Origin of the sequence: Desulfovibrio desulfuricans, from assembly GCF_004801255.1 — a bacterium.
Classification (GTDB): Bacteria; Desulfobacterota; Desulfovibrionia; order Desulfovibrionales; family Desulfovibrionaceae; genus Desulfovibrio; species Desulfovibrio desulfuricans_C.
On sequence record NZ_CP036295.1, the window covers coordinates 2,270,906 to 2,288,351 of the forward strand.

Annotated in this window: 16 protein-coding genes and 1 tRNA gene; 15 read left to right on the forward strand and 2 right to left on the reverse strand. The window is 59.9% G+C overall.

Going from position 1 to position 17,446, the window contains the following annotated elements; translation table 11 throughout:
* The first annotated feature begins 57 nt into the window (after positions 1-57).
* From DDIC_RS09490 to DDIC_RS09535, 11 genes are all read left to right on the forward strand, one after another.
* Entirely contained in the window at positions 58-1,167 is a 1,110-nt protein-coding gene (locus DDIC_RS09490) for a KamA family radical SAM protein (RefSeq protein WP_247647443.1), read from the forward strand.
* A gap of 10 nt (positions 1,168-1,177) precedes the next feature.
* Entirely contained in the window at positions 1,178-1,888 is a 711-nt protein-coding gene (locus DDIC_RS09495; RefSeq protein ID WP_168732522.1) for a thioesterase II family protein, read from the forward strand.
* A gap of 2 nt (positions 1,889-1,890) precedes the next feature.
* The gene (locus DDIC_RS09500) at positions 1,891-2,601 is read left to right on the forward strand and encodes a 4'-phosphopantetheinyl transferase family protein (RefSeq protein WP_136400214.1); all 711 of its coding nucleotides are present in this window, start codon (positions 1,891-1,893) and stop codon (positions 2,599-2,601) included.
* Positions 2,602-2,836: 235 nt separating this feature from the next.
* Entirely contained in the window at positions 2,837-3,985 is a 1,149-nt protein-coding gene (locus DDIC_RS09505) for an ABC transporter substrate binding protein (RefSeq protein WP_136400215.1), read from the forward strand.
* 40 nt (positions 3,986-4,025) lie between these two features.
* Positions 4,026-4,628, forward strand: coding sequence for a YcjF family protein (locus tag DDIC_RS09510; RefSeq protein ID WP_136400216.1), 603 nt, complete (start codon positions 4,026-4,028; stop codon positions 4,626-4,628).
* 266 nt (positions 4,629-4,894) lie between these two features.
* Positions 4,895-6,577, forward strand: a complete 1,683-nt coding sequence (locus tag DDIC_RS09515; protein WP_136400217.1) for an ATP-binding cassette domain-containing protein — start codon at positions 4,895-4,897, stop codon at positions 6,575-6,577.
* Positions 6,574-7,077 (forward strand): hypothetical protein, encoded by a 504-nt coding sequence (locus DDIC_RS09520; RefSeq protein ID WP_136400218.1) that lies wholly within the window; start codon positions 6,574-6,576, stop codon positions 7,075-7,077. The genes DDIC_RS09515 and DDIC_RS09520 overlap by 4 nt, the downstream gene beginning before the upstream one ends.
* On the forward strand, positions 7,074-8,330 hold the full coding sequence (locus tag DDIC_RS09525) for a prohibitin family protein (RefSeq protein ID WP_136400219.1): 1,257 nt from the start codon (positions 7,074-7,076) through the stop codon (positions 8,328-8,330). Before DDIC_RS09520 ends, DDIC_RS09525 begins: the two co-directional genes overlap by 4 nt.
* 12 nt (positions 8,331-8,342) lie before the next feature.
* Complete coding sequence (locus tag DDIC_RS13800; protein ID WP_168732426.1) at positions 8,343-8,510, forward strand: hypothetical protein; 168 nt, start codon at positions 8,343-8,345, stop codon at positions 8,508-8,510.
* A 52-nt stretch (positions 8,511-8,562) separates the two neighbouring features.
* The gene (locus DDIC_RS09530) at positions 8,563-9,678 is read left to right on the forward strand and encodes an ABC transporter substrate binding protein (RefSeq protein ID WP_136400220.1); all 1,116 of its coding nucleotides are present in this window, start codon (positions 8,563-8,565) and stop codon (positions 9,676-9,678) included.
* Positions 9,679-9,688: 10 nt separating this feature from the next.
* Entirely contained in the window at positions 9,689-12,073 is a 2,385-nt protein-coding gene (locus DDIC_RS09535; protein ID WP_136400221.1) for an MFS transporter, read from the forward strand.
* On the opposite strand, the gene DDIC_RS09540 is transcribed toward DDIC_RS09535, so the two are convergent.
* Positions 12,054-13,052: a formyltransferase family protein gene (locus tag DDIC_RS09540; RefSeq protein ID WP_136400222.1), complete on the reverse strand. Its 999-nt coding sequence runs from the start codon at positions 13,050-13,052 to the stop codon at positions 12,054-12,056. The genes DDIC_RS09535 and DDIC_RS09540 overlap by 20 nt on opposite strands.
* An 88-nt stretch (positions 13,053-13,140) precedes the next feature.
* Entirely contained in the window at positions 13,141-13,842 is a 702-nt protein-coding gene (locus DDIC_RS09545; RefSeq protein WP_247647444.1) for a M15 family metallopeptidase, read from the reverse strand.
* 156 nt (positions 13,843-13,998) lie between these two features.
* Here DDIC_RS09545 and selD point away from each other — a divergent pair, with 156 nt between their 5' ends.
* From selD to clpP, 4 genes are all read left to right on the forward strand, one after another.
* Positions 13,999-15,057, forward strand: coding sequence for a selenide, water dikinase SelD (gene selD, locus DDIC_RS09550; protein ID WP_136400223.1), 1,059 nt, complete (start codon positions 13,999-14,001; stop codon positions 15,055-15,057).
* Positions 15,058-15,283: 226 nt separating this feature from the next.
* Positions 15,284-15,367, forward strand: a tRNA-Leu gene (locus DDIC_RS09555).
* 27 nt (positions 15,368-15,394) lie between these two features.
* Positions 15,395-16,741 carry a trigger factor gene (tig, locus tag DDIC_RS09560; RefSeq protein ID WP_168732523.1) on the forward strand — a complete coding sequence of 449 codons (1,347 nt, stop codon included), beginning with the start codon at positions 15,395-15,397 and terminating at the stop codon, positions 16,739-16,741.
* Positions 16,742-16,837: 96 nt separating this feature from the next.
* On the forward strand, positions 16,838-17,446 hold the full coding sequence (clpP, locus tag DDIC_RS09565; RefSeq protein ID WP_136400225.1) for an ATP-dependent Clp endopeptidase proteolytic subunit ClpP: 609 nt from the start codon (positions 16,838-16,840) through the stop codon (positions 17,444-17,446).

The following is a 17,446-nucleotide window of genomic DNA, read 5'->3' on the forward strand; positions in this document are numbered from 1 at the left end:
GAAATCCAGTCGCAAACCGAGGCCAGAATAATGCTCGCAGAACCTTGCTGGAAATGCATGGATTGGAAAAAGGAACTTGCCAACAATGTTGTCAGCATCGACCAGCTGAAAGAATACGCTTCTTTCAGCCCCGCTGAGGAGGCAACCCTGCGTGAAGTAGCCAAAGTGCATCCTATCAACATTCCCCGCTATTATCTGAGCCTCATCGACAAAAACGACCCCCGCGATCCTATCCGGCGCATGTGCTTTCCCGATGCCGAAGAGCTGGTGGTTGCCGGGTCCATGGGCGCGACCACTGCCGACCCCTATGGCGACGACAAGCACGACAAGGGCAACGGCGTGCTGCACAAATACGACTGCACGGCACTGCTGGTCACCACCGAATGCTGCGCCATGCACTGCAGGCACTGCTTCCGCCGTCGCATCGTGGGGCACTCAAACCAGCAGACCCTGCGCAATTTTGCCGGGGCTCTGCAATATATTGCCGACCACCCCAAGATCAACAACGTCATCCTGTCGGGCGGCGACCCGCTGACCCTCGCTACCCCGGTCTTGCAAAAAATGCTGGCCGGTCTGGCCGAGATAGACCATGTGGATTTTGTACGCATAGGTACGCGCATTCCCGTCACATACCCCCTGCGCCTGTTTGACGACGCCCTCATCGAGGTTCTGCGCGCTTTTGCCGAACGCAAGGCCCTGTACATCGCCACCCACTACAACCACACCCGCGAGATAACCCCCACATCCACAGAAGCCATAAAAAGACTGCGCCTGTGCGGGGCCGTCATCAACAATCAGGCGGTGCTGCTGCGGGGCGTAAACGACACGGCGCAGGACATCGCCGAACTGATGAACCGACTGCTGGCCATCGGCGTAAACCCCTACTATCTCTATCAGTGCATGCCGGTATCGCGCGTGCGGCACCATTTTCAGCTGCCGCTCAAACAGGGCATCGCCATTGTGGATAAGGCCAAGGCGCTGCTCAGCGGCTACGGCAAACGCTTCAAGTACATAATCGGTCACGACATCGGCAAGCTTGAAATTTGCGGCATCAGCGACGGCAACATTATCCTCAAGCAGATGCACGCCCGCATCGGCCATGAGGAACAGGCCTCGCGCATCATCATCCAAAAACTCGATGACGACGCCGGCTGGGTTGATCTGTAGGTCTAACAACATGCAACACGCTGACACAACTCTGTTTTGCATTCCGCATGCGGGGGGCAATGCCGCCTATTTTGCGCAGTTTGGCGCGCTGTTTCCTGCTGCAATCGAGGTCAGGCCGCTGGATCTGCCGGGCAAGGGCCGCCGTTTTCGCGAGCCGCTGCCCACCAGCATGGAGGCCATGGGGCGCGACCTTTTTGCCCAGATGCGTCCTACAGCCCTCAACAGGCCCTACGCCATCTTTGGGCACAGCATGGGCGGGCTGCTGGCCTTTGTGTGCGCACGGCTGGCAGGCGAAACCAGCATCCCGCTGCCAAAAGCTATTTTTATTTCTTCGGTGCACGCGCCGGACAAAATCAATACGGGCATTCCCGGGCCGGTGTCGCAGCTGCCGCCGGGCAAGCTGTGGGACCATGTGCTGCGCATGGGCGGCACGCCGCCAGACGTGGCGCATTCCAATGAATTTCGCAGCTATATCGAGCCATTGCTTGCGGCGGATTTTGCCGCTGTGGAGAGCTGGCAGCCAGCCCCCTGCCCGCCCCTGCCCATGCCCATACACATCGTGCTGGGCAGCGAAGACATCATCACCGAGGCCGACGCCCTGCACTGGCAAAAGCTGTCTGCCGCCCCGGGCACCGTGCGCACCTTCAGCGGCGGCCATTTTTACCTGCAGAACCACTGGCAGGAGCTGGCCGAACACCTCACGCGCACGCTGGCGGCATAACCATGCTGGCGCGGCTGTTTGGTCAGTGGGCCGTGCCGACCGCAGAGCCGGGTACGGTTTTGTGCGTGGGCCTGCATCTGCAGGATATGGCTGCCTGGCCCGACTGCTGCCGCCCCTTCACCACCGTTTGCGAACAACGCGCGGCAAGACGCTTTGCCCAGGTTGCCGACGCGGCCCGTCACCTGGCAGGCCGGGCGCTCGCGCGGCGCATGCTGCACGCCCAGACGGGGCAAAGCATGGTTGACGACTTTGCCCGCAACCCCCATGGCAAGCCCTTTTGTCCGCTGACAACAGCTGAGTTTTCCATCAGCCATTCGGGCGACATGGTGTGGGTGGCCGTGTGCCGCAGCGCCCCTGTGGGCATCGATGTGGAAAAAATGCACCCCCTGCCGGATGCGGCCGAGCTGACCGGCCAACTGCACCCGCAGGAACGGCAGGCCCTGCTGGCATTGCCCGAAACAGAGCTTGAAACGGCATTCTACCGCTGCTGGACGCGCAAGGAGGCCCTGCTCAAAGCCGTGGGCACAGGGTTGAGCACGCCGCTGCAGAACTTTTGCGTGCGCATTGACCAGCAGGACGACAACTGGGTGCTCCTTGCGCCCACGCTGGCAACCGGGCAATGGACCTGCCGCGACCTAGCCGTTGCCGACGGTTACCAGTGCAGCGTGGCCGCCCAGGTCCCGCGCCTGCGCATAGAGGTGCATCATGTCTGACCGGCTGCGTCGCATGCGCAAAAAAACACGCAATCACGCCGCATTCGCCCCCAAATTCATGTGGACGATACCGCTTTTTCTCTGATATATTGAAATATGCGCGCATGGCTTTACGCCCGCGTCATAATTGGGTTTACACTTCCAGACAGCTCAAGGCGTCGCGTACTGTCCTGGCAGAGCCGCCGTGCTGCGGACGCACTGCGTTATCGAGAACGCGTCAAAGGTATATTGTTCCATGAGCAGCCGCCTCAGATCGTTACTCGCCATACTTGCCGCAGCGCTCGTTTGCGTCATGACGCTGTGCGCCGGAGTGCAGGCCGTCCAGCTGGGCGCGACAGCTGTTTCAGCGCCTGCGCTGCAGCCCGGCCAGTCCCAGAGCCCGGCGACATGGCAAGAACCCGGCCGTCCCATGGTCGCAGCCTATTTTGAGGCTGGCCCCTACTGGGAATTCAGCCTGCTGCAAAAAGAAATCATCAAGGCTCTGCAACAGCGCGGCGTTGCGGCGCGTATCGTGTTTCCCGACGACCTTCACATCAGCCCCGGCTGGGACGCCCCCAACAGCGTGTACCGCGCCGAGGCCCGCAAGCTGATGTCCAACCCCGCCATAGACGTGATCATAAGCATGGGCACAGAGGCTACCAAGGCCCTGCTGGCCGAAAACAACGGCAAAACCCCCATCATGAGCGTGGACGTGGCCGACCCTGCTGGCGCGGGCATTGTTGACAGCGTTACCGGCAAGGGGGCAGCCAACCTCACCATCCGCTACACCAAGGACAAATGGTTCAAGGTCTTTGCGCTGTTTCACGAGGCCCGGCCCTTTCGGCGTCTTGGCATCATGTACCACGACAGCCCCGAGGGGCTCTCGTACTCCAATGTGCGCGAAGCCCGCGAGGTGGCGCGCGATCGCGGTTTTACCCTCGTGGAATACCCCTTTCTCGACAAGGCCGAGAGCGTTGAATCGTGCGCAAAAGGCGTAAACAGCCTGTTGAGTCAGGGCATCGACGCCTTTTACATCTCGGCGCTCAACTGCTTTGACTGGACCCAGGCCAACCCGCAGGGCATCTTTGACACGCTCAACGCCAAGGGCATCAAGACCTTTGCGCGCGACGGCAGCGTGCATGTGAGCCGGGGCGCGCTCATGGGGCTTTCCACCCTTGATTATGTCCCGCTGGGCAAATTTTACGCCGACCACATGGCCGCGCAGCTGGGCCTATTGCCGCCCAACGCGCAGCTCGAGGAAGCGGCCTACACGCCCAAGATAGCGCTCAACCTTGTGACGGCGCAAAAGATGGGCATGGATCTGCCGCTGGTTCTGCTTATTTCGGCAGACGAACTTTTTGACGCAACCCTGGCTGGCGTTGATAAAACGCCCGCCGTACAATAACTTTCCCGTAACCCTGAAACCGATTTCATCGAGGTTGCACATGACGAAAGATACATTGGAAAACACTGTTGACGGCGCTGAAGATCAGGCTGCCTGCCAGACGGAAGAAACCTGCGAATGCGCCTGCCCGTCGGTGGAATCGGTGGACGCCATCATTCGCAAGCGCGTCTACGGCGCCATTGGCATTGGCTTTGTGCCGGTGCCGCTGGTGGATTTTTTGGGCCTCTCCGCCCTGCAGCTTGAACTGATCCACGCTCTGGCCAAGGCCCACGGCGTCGAATTTAAAAAGGAACGCGTCAAATCCATCATTTCGTCGCTCTGCGGCGGCATTCTGACCACGGCAAGCGTGCCCCTGGCCGCCTCTCTGCTCAAGAGCCTGCCTGTCATCGGCATCACCGCAGGCGCGGCCACCATCAGTCTCATGGGCGGCACAACCACCTATGCTCTGGGCTGGGTTTTTGACCGCCACTTCAGAAAGGGCGGCAGCCTCGTTGATTTTGACGCCGAAGAAGCCAAAACCTACTTCAAGGAAAAGGTTGAAGAAGGAAAGTCGTTTATCGGCAAAATCAAAAAAAAGGTAAAGAAAGACGCTGCGGTCGAAGCTGAAGCGCCCGCCAAAGAAACGAGCACCGACGCGGCCTAGATACGGCAGCCCCTGACCGGTTTCGGGAATCTGACGCAAGCCGGAGGGCCAGACGGCTGGCCCTCTGGCTGCCTTGCGGCGAACAGAAGCCGCACGATATCGGCAGCCTGCAGGATTTATAAGCCATTTTTGCGCTCATGGCCGCTCAGCGGCGGAGCGCATACGTTGTGTTTGCCCAAAAACCGCGCGACAGCCGGTGCTGGCAAACAGACCGCCGGGCATGCCGCACGGCGCGGCACACCTGAACACCGGGGCCACAGAACCACATGCTGCAACTGAAAAAATCGCTTTTTCTCAAACTTCTGTGGGAGCAGGCTGGCGACGAGGGCAACAAGATTGTCGCCGCGTGCCTTGGCTCTGGCATCATGCAAGGGCTTGCCGTTTTTTCGGTTCTGCAGGGTCTGGAAGAGCTTTCGGATGACGGGCTGCAGTTCCATACTTTTTTGGCCTTTCTGGTCAGCCTTACCGCATTTTATTTTTTGTTTCGGCACATTACGGGCCGCTCGGCGCAGATTGCCCTGCGCGGCATCATGGAGTGGCGCATGCGCATTGCCGCCAAGCTGCGCGGCGTTTCGCTGCTGGAATATGAAAAGCTGGACAAAAACCGTATTCAGTCAGCCCTGCTGGATGGCCGCGAAATGGTTGTCGAAGCCGCCCGCATGCTTGTGGCGGCCTCGGCCAATACGGTTATGGTGGCGCTTTCGTTTGTAAAAATGGCCACCGTGTCCATACCCGGCACTCTGGGCATTTTTGTGCTGCTGGGCATGGGGTTCTGGATTTTTTTACACCTCATCAACAGCGTGCATGCGCATATGGGGCCCGCCATGCGGGCCGACCAGCGTTTTTGCGCGGGTCTGCGCGACCTGTACGCGGGCCTGCTGCAGCTCAAGATGCACAAACCCAGAACAACTGCCCTTTTTGGCGAGCAGATCATCCCCGACCTCTCCGTCGCCTCTGAAGCGCGCGACGCCACCGAACGCAGACACGCCCTGGGCATTTCATTTTTCGCCATGTTCAACCTGCTGATACTCGGGCTCATACTGTTCATCATGCCCAAGGTTCTCGGGCTTGAAACCTCGGAGACATCCTCGCTGCTGGTATTGTGCATGTTCAGCCTGAGCCCCCTCATCAGCCTGATCACCTCCGTGCCCATGATGGCCAAAGTCGAGATGAGCCTGCAGGAGCTGGCCAGCGTGGAGGCGCAGATCGATTCTGTAACAGAGCCCTTTGAAACCTCTGGCGTTAACGCCCGCTGGCAGCAGCCCGACCCCGCCGTGCCCGACTTTACCTCCATCTCCATGCGCCAGGTGCGCTTTGACTACCGCGACCGCGCCGGGCTGCGTCTGTTTGGCATCGACGTTGAATCGTTTGAGCTGCGCAAGGGCGAAATGGTCTTCATACGGGGCGGCAACGGGTCGGGCAAATCCACGTTCATGAACGTGCTGGCCGGGCTGTACGCGCCCCAGGCCGGAGAAATATTTTTGAACGACGCCATGCTTTCAGACGTAAATATGGAGTCGTACCGCAACCTCTTTACCATCGTGCCCACAGATTACCACCTGTTTTCACGCCCCCTGGGGCTGCGCATTACCGCCGGCCAGCTCACCGACGTACTGCGCACCCTGCATATGGAAACAAAGGTAACCCTGCTTGAAGACGGCACATTTTCTACACTTGATCTCTCCGCCGGGCAGCGCAAACGCCTGGCCCTTGCCTGCGCGCTGCTCGAAAAACGCCATATCTACCTGTTCGACGAGGTCGCCGCAGACTTTGACCCAGTATTTCGCCGCTATTTTTACGAAGAACTTTTGCCGGACATCATCCGGCAGGGCGGAACCATCCTGGCCATATCCCATGACGACCGCTACTTCCATGTGGCCGACAGAGTGCTGACCATGCGCGAAGGCGGATTTGTGGAAGACCCCTTTGACGAAGGGGCATCGGCATGAATTCCCCGCTGACGTATCTGCACAGGCACCTTGCGGCGCTGCTGTGCCTGTGCTTGTGCCTGTGCCTGCCCCTTGCGGCAAAGGCCAAGGACCTTACCGGCAATTCAAACATCCAGCTGGTGCGCGAGCTCTACGACAACGTGCGCGACACTCTGCCCTCTGAAATAAACGCCGCCGGAAACACGCAGACCATACAAAACAGGCTCAGATGCTACGAAAAAAACCACGACTACGGGCAGCGCATACAGATCTGCAACAACAAATACGTTAAAAACATCGTGCATCTTGCTCGTAAATCCATCCATTCTCGCCCCAACCTTGGAGAATTTGTGCTCAATGTTGATCTTTGCCCCATTCTTTACAACATCTGCATGGGGCAGACGCAGGATGACAAGGAACGCTGCATCCTGTTTGAACGGCAGTGCATAGATTATACGCTTGATATGTTCTGGCGCGGCTCTGCGCGATATACACAGCAAACCTACCGGTTGGATCAATGAAAAGCCTCTGTGCAAGCATACGGGACATGGTGCGCCGCAACCGCATAAGGATCATCTGCGCGGGCGTGGTTACCACGCTGATCATCCTGTTTCTCTGGCCGAGCATCGTCATTTCCATCAAGCCCGGCGAGCTTGGCGTGCTCTACGCGCGCTTTCGCGGCGGCACGCAGCTGCAGCAGACCTACGACGAAGGACTCCACCTTATCCAGCCGTGGAACATCATGTACATCTATGATGTACGCGTGCAGGAAGAAACGCAGAACATCGATGTGCTCACCGTGGACGGTCTGACCATCAACGTGCAGATCTCGTTGCGCTTCCAGCTTTTCCGCGACCGCCTGCCCGCGCTGCATCAGGAGATAGGCCCCAACTACCGCGAAAAGGTTGTGCTGCCCATCATGAACTCGGCCGTGCGCCAAACCATCGGCAGTTACCGGCCCGACGACCTCTACTCCACCGCACGGCAGGAGCTGCAGGACCAGATGCTTGTGGACGCTGTGGAAGAAATGGGCCGCATCCCCATTCTTATTCAGGGCTTTGTGGTCAAAAGCATTACCCTGCCCGAAGTGCTGCGCGACTCCATCGAGCGCAAACTCGTGGCCGAGCAAGATTACCTGCGCTACAAGTACATTCTGCTTGAGGCGCAGCAGGAGGCGCGGCGCAAGATTTTTGAAGCCGAGGGCATCAAGGCGTATCAGATGCTGGTCAACGAGCATATGACGCAAAACTTTTTGCGCTACGAGGGCATTCAGGCCACCAAGGATCTTGCCTCGTCGTCCAACGCCAAGATTGTTGTTATCGGCGGCAAGGACGGCCTGCCCGTCATCCTCAACGCCGATTCGCCAGCTGGCGCGGCTCCGGTTGACCCGGCAAGCAAGCCCGCCGCCCAGGGCGCGGATTCCAGGACGGCCACGCAAACAGTCGGCAAACAGGATGCAGCCCAACCAGAGGCAGCAAAGCCCGACGCTGGCAAACCCGACCCGTCAAAGGGCCCGCAGGGCAAAAGCACAGATTCACGGCCAGATGCTGCCAGATCAGCCGCCCCCAGGCCAGATGCTGCCAGATCAAACATGGGCAGACCCAATGCCGTCCGCCCGGATACCCGGTCAGAAGCCCGGCAGGACAAGGGGACGGAGCAATCCCCGTCTGACGGGTTCGGCTGGATATCGCCGGGCGAAAGCGTGTCAGACTACATTCAGCGGCTGGACAAATCACTGCTGCAACCCCACCGGGGCGGCCCGGTGCGACAGTAAAGGAGGCCCGTCGTGCCACTGTTCATTACCATTTTTGTTTTGAGCCTGCTTATCGGTCTGCTGGGCATCAATTCACGGCTGGGTTTTTGGGGCAACTTTTTTGCCAGTATCCTGCTGACCCCGCTTGTGGGCCTGCTGCTTGTGATCGCTTCGGGCCGCAAAAGGCCCACGCACTGCTGACCCGCACAGGGCTTGGCGCAAACACGCACTCTTTTTACTTGGCGCGGTAGGCATGTTTTTTTTTGCATCAGCTCGTAACTCTTCCATGTCCTTGGGCCTCAAGCTCTCCCGCCAGTTTTGCCGCATGCGCGCGGCGTTAGCGCTGCTTGCGCTGACGGTTTGCCTTGCCCTGGTCAGCCCAGCCCTCGCCAACCCGCCCGTCATGCGCATCGGCTACCTCGAGGCCGGGCCCTTCTGGCTGTTTGACAATACTTGGAACGCCTTTCGCGACGGCATGGCCAGGTACGACGACATGCGCTGCGAATACCCGGCAAATGCCCGCCTGAGCCCCGGCTGGGAGCCGGAACACATGCGTCGCCTGCCCGAGCTTGCCCGGCAGCTGCTGCAGCGCAAGGATATTGACCTTGTGGTGGGCATGGGCACAGCCGCCGTCAAGGCGCTGCTGGCTGTCAACGATGGCCGCCTGCCCATACTGGGCATGGGCATGGCCGACCCCATTGCCGCTGGCGTGGTCAAAAGCGCGCAGGATTCGGGCGTGGACAACTTTACCTGCCGGGTGGAGGTTGACCGCTGGTCTTCCATGTTTCGCGTTTTTTACGACGTGGTGCGGTTTCACAAAATGGGCATCATGTTTCAGAACAGTCAGGAAGGCCGCGTGTATGCGGCCCTGGGCGACGCCCAGGCCATTGCCTCGGAGCTGGGCTTTACGCTGGTGCTCTACGACGGGCTGTCCTCTGCCGAAAGCCCGGACGAATGCCGCAAGGGCTTGGACGAACTGCGCAAGCAGGGCATGGACGCCTTTTTTATCGGCCCGCTGAACTGCTTTGACCTCGGCGGCGAGGGTATGGCCCCCCTGCTGCAAAAGCTCAATCAGTGGAAAATCCCCACCTTTGCCCGCGACGGCTCCGAATACGTCAAGGCCGGGGCGCTCATGGGCTTTTCGACCTGGAACTTCGGCCCCAGCGGCATTGCGCTGGCCGGGCAGGCCCACGCCATCCTCAGCGGAACAAAACCCCGCGACCTGCCCATGCTCGACCAGTCCGAACCTTCCATCGCTCTCAACCTTGCCACAGCCAAGGCCATTGGTTTTGATTTTCCCTTTGACGTGCTGGTAACGGCCGACGAACTGCACGAAACCATCAACCAGCCGCACCCCGGCACGCCGTAAGGATCGCCCTGTGCTTATCCGCGCAACGCGCAAACTGCGCATCAATGCCCTGCTTCTCGGGCTTGGGGTCCTGCTGGTTACCCTGGGGTTCAACGTGCTGCTCTCCGTTTCAACGCTGAACACCCTGGCAACCGACATGGTTCTGTCGGGGTACCGCAGCGGGGCCGAGCGCCTCGCCCGCGACATAGAACGCGGCATGCGCTTTGGCAAACCGCTGTCCTCGTTCGCGGGCATGGAAGAAATGCTGGCGGAGCAGGGGCAGAACACGGCGGGCATAAACCGGGTTATTGTGGTCAACGCCGCAGGCGAGGTGCTGTACTCCCAACCGGCGCTTGACCCTGCCAGCCCGCAACCGCGCAAGCTCGACCCTGCGGCCCTGTCGCCCGACGACGCTGCAGGTCCGCAGGCCGCTCTCAAGACCGACCAGGGCTACCGCCTGGCCATCCCCCTGCAGAACAAAGCTCCTGTGGGCTGGCTGGTATTGGACATTGACGGCAAACGCATCAACGCGGCTACCGAAGACTTTTTGCGTTTGTCGTCGCTGCTGCTGGCGGCGGCCTGCATTGTGGTGGGGCTGATTCTGGCTGGCCGCCTCGGCCTGCTCACCGGCCAGCGCACCGTGGGCACAAGCCTTTCGGGCATGACCAGAATGCTGATTGTCATCATCGGCACGGCGCAGCTGCTCTATGCCTGCGGCACGCTGGCGCTGTTTGACACCTACGTCAAACAGGCCGTCCGAACAAAGGCCGACATACTGGCGGAGGCCACGGGGCGCGACTTTGAGTACCTCATCCACAAAGGCGTGGATATTGCCAGCCTGCGGGGCAAGGATCAGGCGCTGGAGCAGCTGCTGGCGGCCAACAACGAGCTGGCCGGGGCCATGTTGCTGTCTCCCGACGGGACGGTCATTGCCTCTGCCGGGCATGTGCCCGACGCCTCGCTTACGCTCGAAAAATCTCTCAATACATACTGGCCCAGCCGCTTCCACCAAAAGCAGGAAGTGCTGCGCCTTCAGCTGGCCCTGCGCCCGCAGGCCATAACCGCGCGCATATCCGCTCTGGCGCTCGACCTCGGCGCGTCGCTGCTTATCAGCTTTTTGCTGCTGCTTGAGCTTTCAAAACTGCTGGGGCTCATCGCCCAGCGCACCCTGCCCCTCGGCGATATGGCTAACGAGCTTGAGGGCACGCACCGGTCACGCGCGGTGCAGGCTTTGCGGGCTGCTGGGTTTGTGTTCTTTTTGGGCTACGATATGGGCATATCGTTTATCCCGCTTCTGGCCCGCCAGCTTTACGAGCCTTTCATGGGACTGAGCCGCGATGTGGCCATTGGCCTGCCCATCTCGGCCGAGATGGTCAGCGCGGGCGTGGCATTGCTGTTTTCGGGCGGATTTTCGCTGCGGTACGGCTGGCAAAAGGTCTTTGCCGCCGGCACGCTGGCGGCTGCAGTAGGGCTGCTGATGGGCGGCATGGCCAACAGCCTGCATCTGCTTATTCTGGGCCGCATAGCCGCCGGTTTTGGCTTTGGGCTGGTGCTCATGGCCGGGCAGATAGGCACCCTGGGCAAGGCCAATGCCGGGGCCGGGCTTACCAGCGTTTTTGCGGGTATCTTTTCGGGCAGCATTTGCGGCTCCGCCGCCGGGGCCATGCTGGCCGACCATATTTCATTTCAGGCGGTGCTTGCCACGGCGGCCTGCACGATATTGCTGGCCCTGTTTACGGTTATGCTGGGCAAGGAGCCCGCCGCCGCGCAGGATGCAACCGGGGCCGCATCCCCGACCAGGCCAGCTCTCGGGCATATGTTTTCCGGCTGCATGCAGCTGCTGCAAGACCCGCGCATGCACCTTGTGCTGCTGCTGGTGGGCATTCCCGCCGCCATGTGCCTGACGGGCTTTTTGCACTACCTGCTGCCGCTCAGGCTGGCAAACGCGCATGTGGACCAGTCGGACATTGGCCGTATATTCATGCTCTACGGGCTGTGCTTTATCACTGCCGGCCCGCTGCTGGGCCGGTGGATAGACCACAGAAAAGATAAATCCATATTTCTGACCCTTACAGGCCTGCTGTCTGGCATTACGCTGCTGATCGCGGCAAAGGGCACGGGCATGACCGGAGCCGCCGCCGCTGTCATAACCCTGGGGCTTGCCCAGTGCCTGGCAGCCCCGGCTTCCATGATCTGCATTCTCACGCTGGCCTCGGCCCAGAGGCTTGGCAGGGAAAAAACCGCCTCGGTCTACCGAGGGCTTGAGCGCATGGGGCAGGTGGCCGGGCCGGTGATATTTGGCCTTGCCGTCAGCGTCATGACCTCAGCCAGCGCGCTGCTGCTCATGGGCGGCATTGTCTGCGCGCTGGCGTTGCTGTTTCACCTGCTGTGGAAACTCAAGACGGCATCGAGCTGATCATGTTGCCCAGACAGGCCCCGGCATCGGTTTCGGCCTCCCGGCCTGCCGCCGCACTGGCGGCGCTGGCCCTGGAATGAGCCTGGGTTGTGGACAGCGACCCGGCCCGCGAACAGGGCAGCGACTCAACCATGGCCCGCAGTTCCGGCATGGCGGCATCCGCCAGCCCGCCGGGCAAAAACCACGACAAGACCTCATGGTAATCTTGTGACCGCACCAGCGGTGCGACCTTTTTTGTAAACCGCCTAAATTCTTCTTCGGTAGGATAGCTGAAATACTGCCTGCCCTCAGGCCGCTGGGCGTATGTGGTCAGCTCCTGCCCGGATTCCAGCTGCGGCAGATGACGCAGCAGGGTGTCAATACCCGCAAAATAGGTGTGCACAAAGTTCCACAGCAGGCAACGCCCATAGTCTATGGGCCACCAGCCTATTTCCACAATAGGGCCTGTATCCAGCCCGGCGTCGAGGTGAAACAGCGTGCAGCCAGAGCGGGCATGCCCATGCTCCATGGCCCGGAAGGGGCTGCACAGACCCTGCAGGTCGGGCAGCGCGCCGGGGTGCATGCCATAGGTGCCGAGGCGGGGCATGTCGATAACTTCGCTTGGAATGACGTAATCATACCGGCAGGATATAATCACATCCGGCGCAAGGGCGCGCATGCGCTGCCGCGACTCGGCAGACTTCATGGGCCCCCACATCTGCATGGGGATGCCGTAACGTTTTTGCAACCCCAGATACGTCTGACATACGGCGCTATTGCCTTGAGGAAACCGGGTTTCGAGCCACGGCAGTATATGGTCGAGCACCATGCCCCGCTCGTGGCCCACGAGGCATTCCGCATAGGCATTGCTGCACTCGGCATCAAGCACGTAATCTGACAGCACCACAAAAACTTCGTGCTGCGGAACCAGACCAGCCAACAACCTGTTAAGGGCCACACAGCCGGCAAGATCTTTTTTGGCGCATACAACAATTTTCACAGCATATCCTTTAGTAGAACATTGCTGTGCATGCTACGCCGCAACATTGCGTATGAAAAGGAAAAATCGTTTACCTTATGCGGTGCCGTCATTCCACCACAAAATTAAAATAGGTATCGGGATAGGGTTCGTTTTTGAGGGTATAATGCCACCACTCTTCTTCGTACCTCTTAAAGCCCGCCTGCTCCATCACCCCCAGCAGCACGGCCCTGTTGGCCTCTTGCTGCGCAGTCAGCCCCTTGGCCCCGTGGTGCGAGGCTTCGCCAAAATGGTCAAAGGTCGAGCCCATATCGACCTCCCTGCCGCTCTGCCTGTCCACCAGAGTCAGATCAACGGTGCTGCCGCGCGAATGCCCCGAACGCGTGGCCACATAGCCGAGGTCAAACACGCGGGCCTTGTCCACCTGCGGGTAAAAGACGGACTTCATGCGGGTGTCGGCGGCGTCCATGCCCCAGCGCACAAAATGGTCCACTGCGGCCTGCGGGCGGTAGGCGTCAAAAATTTTCAGGGTATAGCCCTTGTTTTCCGCGCTTGCGGCGGCCTTGCACAGGGCCTTTGCCGCCGGCTCCGTCAAAATGGCCTGCGGCCCGACATAGCCGTCAATACGCTTGCCGACAAAATTGTAGGATGAAAAATAGCGTATTTCCAAAATCACGTTTTCGCACACGCCGGTCACATGCACAAACCCCTCATGCAGAGCCGCCTGAGCCCGCAGCGGCAGCAGCAGAGCCAGAGAGAAAACCAGAACCGACAGCATCCCAGACCAATTGCACTTGCGGCTTGCACTCATGGAGCTTCTCCTCTTTTTTCCGCAGGGGGATAAAATAAAAAACCCGATGGTTATTGCACCCTATTATGCCCTGAGCGTCAATGCATGGCTTTTTGACCTTTTGCTTTCAACAATGCATAATTGGCAGATGAACATCACACTACCAGGGAGCGCAGCATGAAACTGCTGGAAAAAGCCCGCGCGGCCGGTTGAGCCGCCAAGCTGGCTCCAGGGGCCCTGGAGCGACTTTTGCGCGGTTTGCCGTCTGCTACGCGCCCTGACCTTGAGGCCAGGGTTCTCGCTGGCCGCGCCAGGAACGAAGACGCCGTGGTGCTGACCGTTCCCCCTGGCTGCGCTCTGGTGCAGACCGTGGATATTCTTGCGCCCATCGTCAACGACGCCTTTGCCTTTGGCCGCATTGCGGCGGCCAATGCGCTGTCTGACGTCTACGCCATGGGCGGGCAGCCGTGGAGCGCCATGAACGTGGCCTTTTTTCCGCAGGCGCTGGCAGAGGACGACCCTGAGGGCATCCTTGAAAACATCCTGCGCGGCGGCCTCGACGCCATGAACGAAGCAGGCGCGGTGCTGGCGGGCGGGCACACGGTGCAGGACGACGAACTCAAGTACGGGCTGGCGGTTACGGGCATCATCGACCCAGCGCACATGGCCCGCAACGACGGGCTTAAACCGGGGCAAAAGCTGCTGCTCACCAAGCCCCTTGGCACGGGCGTGCTGGCCACCGCAGTCAAGGCCCGCTGGGATCATGCCGAAGAAAGCGAGGCCGAGGTGACACGCTGGTGCTCACGCCTTAACAGCGTGGCTGGGGCCGTTGTGCGCGACCTCAAGATTGCTGCGGCAACAGATATTACAGGCTTTGGCATTGGCGGCCATGCCCTTGAGATGGCCTTGGCCTCTAACGTGACCGTGGTGCTGCATGCCGAGGCCTTGCCCCTCATGCCGCACGCGCTTGAATACGCGCGCGACGGCCTCATACCTGCAGGCAGCCATCTAAACAGAAACTACTGGGCCTGCTCGACCAGGGTTGACAATACGGTGGATGAGGCGCTGACAAGCCTGGCTTTTGATGCGCAAACATCGGGCGGGCTGTTGCTGGCTGTTGCGCCCGAGCTTGTGCGGCAGGCCAGCCAGTTGCTGCTCGCCGGGGGCGATCTGGCCTGCGAGGTGGGCGAAGTGACCGAAGCCGGAACGGACGGCGCGGCCCTGATCTTACGCTGACGTCTTGCCCTTTGCACAGGCCCGCTGCCGCTTCAGGGGCACTTGCCCTGAAGACTCAAGTTTTTTTTGCATAATTGCTTGCCCAAACGCCATAACGACTTATTATAAGCAAAGATTTTCTGCTAACGCCTCTCCGCACGGCAGAGCGGCCCCATAAGCGCCCGGCAAGGGGTGCGCGGTTCACGGCTTGCAGCCCACCGGCAAGTGTGCTATGGAAACACGCTTTGCGAGAGTGGCGGAATTGGTAGACGCACTGGACTTAGAATCCAGCACCATTGGTATGGGGGTTCAAGTCCCCCCTCTCGCACCAACTACCTCACCAGAAAAGGAGTCCCTCGTGGAATATAGCGCAGAAGACATTTCGCCGGTCAGAAAAAAGGTCGTCATCACCACCGAAGCCCAGGAAGTGGAAGCAGCCATCATGGGCGCCGTGGCGCTGTACAAAACGTCGGTACAGGTGGACGGTTTCCGCAAGGGCAAGGTTCCGGCGTCGGTCATCGAGCAGCGCTTCCGCGACAAAATTTATGAAGAAGCCCGCCAGGACCTGATCAACGTCCACATCAACGACGTTATGCAGAAGCTCGACGTGACGCCCGTCGCCGGAGTGGACGTAGACGCCAAGGGTACCTTTGAGCGCGGCAAGGGCTACGAATACAGCATCGAATTTGAAACCCTGCCCACCTTCGCCCTGCCCCCCTACGAAGGGCTGGAAGTCGAGCAGGAAAAAGTGGTCGTGGACGAAAAAGAAGTTCACGAAGTCATCGACCGCATCCGCCGCGACCGCGCCCAGCTCGTGCCCGTTGAGGGCGCAGGCCCCGCCGTGGACGGCCAGATTGCCACTATTGACTTTGCCGCTTACGAAAACGGCCAGCCCATTGAAGGCGTAAAGGCCGAAAGCTTTGATCTGGCCCTTGGCGAACGTCAGGCACTTGAAGACTTTGAAGCCCTGGTCAAGACCATCCGCTATGGCGAAGAAGGCGAAGGCCAAATCACCTTCCCCGAAGATTTTCTGGCCAAGGATCTGGCTGGCAAAACCGTCACCATGAAGATACGCGTTCACGCCATCAAGGAACGCAAGCTGCCCGAACTCAACGACGAGCTCGCCAAGACTGTCGGCCTTGAAAGCGTCGACAAGCTGCGCGAAGCCATCACCGGCAGCTACACCCAGAGCCGCGCCAACCTCAACAAGAGCGCCGCGCAAAAGACCCTGCTTGACCGCCTGCTGAAGATGGTCGAGTTTGAACTGCCCCCCACCCTTGTTGACACCCAGGTGCGCACGCTTCTGGGCGACATGGCCGCTCGCATCGAGCGTCAGGGCCGCAGCATGGATTCGCTTGGCAAGAGCATGGAAGAACTGCGTGCGGAAGTGCAGCCCCAGGCTGAAGAACTGGCCCGCGCTCAGGTTCTGCTGCTCTCCATAGCCAAAAAAGAAGGTCTTGACGTTACCGACAATGAGGTCAACACTCAGATCTACCAGATGAGCATGCGCTCCGGCGAAGACTTCAAGACCCTGCGCGAAAGCTACGAGCGTTCGGGCATGATCTTTGTGCTGCGTGACCGCATGCTGGCAGACAAGGGCATGGATCTGGTGTACGCCAAGTCCAAGGTGACCGAAGTGGAGCCCAAGGCTCCAACCGCCGAGGCCGACGCCGCGCCGGGCGCACCCGCCAGCGCCCAGAACTAACTGATGTATAAGGGAGGCGGCCTTAAGGCCGCCTTTTGGTTTTATTTTGCGGCCTCGCCGCAGCAACCGGCCCACAAGCCGCGCCAAGAGGCTTATATGTCGCTTGTCCCCATGGTTATCGAAACCACTGGCCGCTCCGAGCGGGCCTATGATATTTATTCGCGCCTGCTCAAAGACCGTATTGTACTGCTTGGCTCAGAGGTCAACGACACGGTCGCTTCCCTCATTTGCGCCCAGCTGCTTTTTCTTGAATCGCAAGACCCGGAAAAAGAAATTTACCTTTACATAAACTCCCCCGGCGGCTCCGTCACCGCTGGTCTTGCCATTTACGACACCATGCACTTTATCAGCTCGCCGGTGGCTACGGTGTGCATGGGCCGCGCCGCCAGCATGGGCGCTTTTTTGCTGGCTGCGGGCAAATCTGGCATGCGTTTTGCTTTGCCTAATAGCCAGATCATGATTCACCAGCCCTCGGGCGGTTTTCAGGGTCAGGCCACAGATATCGAAATCCACGCGCGCGAGGTGCTGCGCCTTAAGGAACGCCTCAATCGCATGCTGGCCGACAATACGGGACGCCCTTACAAGGACATCGTCAAGGCAACCGAGCGCGATAACTTTTTGACGCCTGAAGAAGCCAAGGAACTCGGCATTATTGACCGCGTGCTGGTATCGCGGAACGAGATGGCTCAGGAAAAGAGCGAGTAA

Excerpts from the sequence above, each read along its gene's own strand:
- DDIC_RS09490 (WP_247647443.1), top strand. The coding sequence starts at position 58 with ATGGATTGGAAAAAGGAACTTGCCAACAATGTTGTCAGCATCGACCAG.
- DDIC_RS09495 (WP_168732522.1), top strand. The coding sequence starts at position 1,178 with ATGCAACACGCTGACACAACTCTGTTTTGCATTCCGCATGCGGGGGGC.
- DDIC_RS09500 (WP_136400214.1), top strand. The coding sequence starts at position 1,891 with ATGCTGGCGCGGCTGTTTGGTCAGTGGGCCGTGCCGACCGCAGAGCCG.
- DDIC_RS09505 (WP_136400215.1), top strand. The coding sequence starts at position 2,837 with ATGAGCAGCCGCCTCAGATCGTTACTCGCCATACTTGCCGCAGCGCTC.
- DDIC_RS09510 (WP_136400216.1), top strand. The coding sequence starts at position 4,026 with ATGACGAAAGATACATTGGAAAACACTGTTGACGGCGCTGAAGATCAG.
- DDIC_RS09515 (WP_136400217.1), top strand. The coding sequence starts at position 4,895 with ATGCTGCAACTGAAAAAATCGCTTTTTCTCAAACTTCTGTGGGAGCAG.
- DDIC_RS09520 (WP_136400218.1), top strand. The coding sequence starts at position 6,574 with ATGAATTCCCCGCTGACGTATCTGCACAGGCACCTTGCGGCGCTGCTG.
- DDIC_RS09525 (WP_136400219.1), top strand. The coding sequence starts at position 7,074 with ATGAAAAGCCTCTGTGCAAGCATACGGGACATGGTGCGCCGCAACCGC.
- DDIC_RS09530 (WP_136400220.1), top strand. The coding sequence starts at position 8,563 with ATGTTTTTTTTTGCATCAGCTCGTAACTCTTCCATGTCCTTGGGCCTC.
- DDIC_RS09545 (WP_247647444.1), bottom strand. The coding sequence starts at position 13,842 with ATGAGTGCAAGCCGCAAGTGCAATTGGTCTGGGATGCTGTCGGTTCTG.
- clpP (WP_136400225.1), top strand. The coding sequence starts at position 16,838 with ATGTCGCTTGTCCCCATGGTTATCGAAACCACTGGCCGCTCCGAGCGG.